The organism is Rhizobium sp. 01T444, from assembly GCF_056398305.1.
In genome coordinates, this window is the sequence record NZ_JBFTPD010000075.1 from 1 (window position 1) to 3653 (window position 3653).

The 3653-nt window shown below is 55.2% G+C and carries 5 protein-coding genes and 1 pseudogene; 1 reads left to right on the plus strand and 5 read right to left on the minus strand.

Annotation, left to right across the window (positions count from 1 at the left end; all coding sequences use genetic code 11):
* The 3 genes from AC1DTN_RS37105 to AC1DTN_RS37115 form a co-directional block, all read right to left on the minus strand.
* On the minus strand, window positions 1–171 hold a 171-nt coding region (locus tag AC1DTN_RS37105), incomplete at its 3' end, for a transposase (protein WP_477925070.1).
* A gap of 431 nt (window positions 172–602) precedes the next feature.
* The gene (locus tag AC1DTN_RS37110; RefSeq protein WP_477925065.1) at window positions 603–1544 is read right to left on the minus strand and encodes a phosphatase PAP2 family protein; all 942 of its coding nucleotides are present in this window, start codon (window positions 1542–1544) and stop codon (window positions 603–605) included.
* Window positions 1545–1879: 335 nt separating this feature from the next.
* Window positions 1880–2056 (minus strand): helix-turn-helix domain-containing protein, encoded by a 177-nt coding sequence (locus AC1DTN_RS37115; protein ID WP_477925067.1) that lies wholly within the window; start codon window positions 2054–2056, stop codon window positions 1880–1882.
* A gap of 226 nt (window positions 2057–2282) precedes the next feature.
* Between AC1DTN_RS37115 and AC1DTN_RS37120 the strand changes: the two genes are divergently transcribed.
* The gene (locus AC1DTN_RS37120; RefSeq protein ID WP_477925068.1) at window positions 2283–3173 is read left to right on the plus strand and encodes a LysR family transcriptional regulator; all 891 of its coding nucleotides are present in this window, start codon (window positions 2283–2285) and stop codon (window positions 3171–3173) included.
* Window positions 3174–3210: 37 nt separating this feature from the next.
* Here AC1DTN_RS37120 and AC1DTN_RS37125 read toward each other — a convergent pair.
* Together AC1DTN_RS37125 and AC1DTN_RS37130 are read right to left on the minus strand one after the other, a co-directional pair.
* Window positions 3211–3369 (minus strand): annotated as a pseudogene (locus tag AC1DTN_RS37125) (RtcB family protein); the annotation flags it as partial.
* 141 nt (window positions 3370–3510) lie between these two features.
* A partial coding sequence (locus AC1DTN_RS37130) for a transposase domain-containing protein (RefSeq protein ID WP_477925071.1) occupies window positions 3511–3653 on the minus strand: 143 nt, incomplete at its 5' end.

Sequence of the window (3653 nt, forward strand, 5' to 3'; positions counted from 1 at the left end):
AGCCCCGCGTATTTTTTGCGCCAGTTGTAGCCCCGCGTATTTTTTGCGCCAGTTGTAGAAGGTCGCATCGGAAATCCCTGCCTTGCGGCAGACCTCACCGATCGGCGTCCCATCCTCCGCCTGCTTCAAAACGAATGCGATCTGCGCTTCCGAAAACTTCGAGGCCTTCATCGAATTCTCCTCTTCTTCCCAACAGGGATCATAAGTGGAAAATTCCAGGTCCGAATGGCCTAATTTAACGGGGGCACGTCATGACCAAGCCGTTCATAGACCAGGTCGCGCGTGCTTTCAGGGAGGAATGAGTACCGTCGGACGGGAATATGAGCTCAAGGTGTGGTCGAGATGGCTTTGGTGACCAAAGCGTGTACCAGCAGGATCATGAAGACGCTCTTCCTGCTCTGGTTCGAATATGTCGAAAACGTCAGACAGCCCTCCCGCGGTCTGTCGGAGCGAATAAGTGGGGGGACGCCGAGGATCGTCTGAAATCCTCGATCTCCTCCTCGCAGACAGTTTCGCGCAGAAAACGGTATGCGCGCAGCACACGCAGGTTGGTGCTGCTGAAAGAATGAAGCAAGTCGTGAAAGACACGCAGTCGAACGATTCTAGATGTGTTTAGCCCCATCAAACGGGCCTCGATGAAACAACTGAAGCCTGCCGTTGCGGGAATGATTGAGAACTACGGCTATGCTGAAACCAGCAACGCCAATTCCTGCGATTATATCGACAATATAGTGGCCGCCTTCAGTGATCGCCGACAGCATCATTAACGTGTTCCACAAGATCAGCGGAAATCGAATCCATCTTATCGGCCATACTGCCCAGCTGCATAGTACCGCCACCGCGGCATGGACCGACGGAAATGAAATGATGCCGCTTACCTGCTCCAATCGGAGGACAAAGTTCGGATCATCTCTTACCGCAAGGATTTGCGGGACGTATTCTACGCCGAGCATGCCATTGATGTTCTTCAGATCTTTAGGATCGAGAGCAAAATCGGTGTAGGTTCCGAGCGCAGGATACCAGATGGTGACGATGCAAGCGATGACGCAAATAAGTCCGTAGATCCCTACGAGCTGATACGCACGAGCGCGGTGGCCGCAAATGCTTAGCACTATTGGCAGAAAAAAAAGTTGATGATGGAAGGTATGGTAAGCAAATGTCAGTGACTTGGCCAGCAGGGCAGTTGAGTCAATGAAAGCGATCAAGCTCACCCAGTCTATGCCAAGACGCCGATCCAATTCGAGAAGCTGTTGATCCTGTAGTGGAAGATCAAGGGCAAAAGCAGTGTAGGCGGACACTATAAGTGGCGCGGTAATCAACAATCCAATGCCGGCGCACTCGACAATGCACTTGAGGGAGGGAATTCTGCGCCAATGGCAAAGAGGGGCGAAGACCAAGAGAAAAACCATAGCCGCCAGGATTACCTCGGCGAAGCCTCTTAGGTCGACCGACAGACCAACAACCCACGCCAGGACTGGGACGACGATATAGGCACATCCGGTAAGGCCTATTAAGAATTGTCGCGCTCGGGCTGTTTCCGACATGTGCATCTCCTAATGCATCTTCGGGTAGTAGCAATCAGAAGTTAAATTCTCGTGTAAGTATCGGATGGCCTGCACCAGCTGGGTGACCGTACGACTCTGGCGATATAGGGGAAGACGAATTCTTGGGAGATAAGGATGAGCTCTTATAGTTTGCCCGGCTCGAACTCTAGTGCTGAACGTTTGCCCTTAGGAGTATGTTGAGATCTACTCACTTGCAAAAACATTTCGGCATCGTCCACATGTGGACGAACCATCTGCGCAAAGAAGTTGCGGTCCCCGATTGGCTGATTTGTGGGTCGCAGGATCATATCTCCTCAAGGCGGCCATCGAGGCGACTACTTTTCGAGGCGCACGCCTTTGCCGCCGCTTGGGGAGGGTCCCTCGTCCAGAAATATGACGCCGCGCTCCTGATAGACACGTTTGATCGCTTCGATTGTGACAGGCTGCGGACCGCGGGGGCCAATATCGTCCTGCTCGACACGGCTCACGGTATTGGCGGTGACTTTCGCCAACTCGGCGACTTCTCGTACGCCAAGCTTCAACATAGCACGTGCAGCTCGAGCTTGAGCAGGGTTCACCGCGACCTCATATTTATTTCGATACAGGGTATTGACGTACGTTCAATATTGTTATAGATACACTGTATTCATGGTTCCATCAATGAGAGTGGACCAGACTGGGTGCATTTTGCGCCCGGTATACTCTTCTGTGCTCATCAGTCGCCATCGGAGTGAATGCATGGAACTGCGCCAGCTATCCTATTTCAATGCGGTGGCCGAGGAACTGCATTTCGGCAGGGCTGCCGCCAAGGTGCATATCGCCCAGCCGGCTCTGTCGAACCAGGTGATGGCACTGGAGAAGGAACTCGGCGTGCAGCTGTTCCTGCGCACGACACGGCGGGTGGAGCTGACAAGGGCAGGGGCAGCCTTTTACGAACGCTCGGTGAGGATCCTCAGCGAGGTGGATCTGTCGACCGAGATCGCCCGGTCGGTGGCCGGCAAGACGGCGCGCAGGATTGCAATCGGCACCGTCTATCCCGCCACCATCGGCGTGCTGCCATCCTTCCTGTCTCGCATTGCCCGCAAATATCCCGATATCCGCATGCATATCGAAAGCGGCACCACCGATGACATCATCCGCCATATCGAGGCAGGCCGCATCAATCTCGGCTTCATCCGGCCGGTGGAGAATATCGGCTCCTTACGCTTCTTCTCGATTGCCCATGAGCGCTACCTGCTGGCGGTTGCCAAGGAGAGCCCGCTATCGCTGAAGAGCGAGATCGACATCGAGGATCTGCGTAGTGAGAAGATCATTTCCTTTTCCCGCCAGAACCTCTCCTACAGCGAGCGCTATTTCGCCGAAAAGTTCGAGGAGCACGATCTAACCGGCAATGTCGCCTATACATGCGACGACACGTTCTCGCTCGTATCGCTGGTTTCTGCCGGCCTTGGCATCGGCTTCGTGCCGGAATGGACGCAGGATCTGCCGAACCGCGGCTTCGAGCTCAAGAAGGTCAAAGGCGTCGACTTCAAGATCGGGCTCGGTGTCGCCTGGAACCGGGAAGATCCGACGGCCTCACGTGACGACATCATCGATATTGCCCGATCGCTGGCGCGGCCAGGCAGGTGACGGAAGGCAAGCATAGTCTAGTTGCCTTCCCTGGTATTTACCGGCGCTTTTTGCGCCAGGGCGCATTCTTCTGCCAGTCGCCGGCCATGATGCTCCCGTAGGGGATCACCTCGTCGACCACTTCGGCAAGGCCGTAGTGCTCGATCTGCGACCGCGCGTTCGCAGCACTCTTGTAGGCTCTCGGCAGTTCCGAGATTCTCCAGCGTCAGTTGACGGACGCTCTCCGCGATATTTACGCGAACGCCGGAATGCAAGTAACGGTAAGCGCGATTTTCGATGCGCATTGACGGCGGTTGACGGATACTCGCGCTTAGCTGGGTAGCAGTACCCAGCCTTATCAGGCCGCGATGGTCTTGGAGTAATTGAACGGCAGCAGGTCGCCAATGTCGGCAGTTTCTTCGCGCTGAGGCAACTCAGTGAGGACGTGGCGCAGCCAGGAGAGCGGATCGACGCCACAGGCGCGGCAGGTCAGCATCAGAC

Coding starts and splice junctions, on each gene's coding strand:
- AC1DTN_RS37110 (WP_477925065.1), bottom strand. CDS start 1,544: ATGTCGGAAACAGCCCGAGCGCGACAATTCTTAATAGGCCTTACCGGA.
- AC1DTN_RS37120 (WP_477925068.1), top strand. CDS start 2,283: ATGGAACTGCGCCAGCTATCCTATTTCAATGCGGTGGCCGAGGAACTG.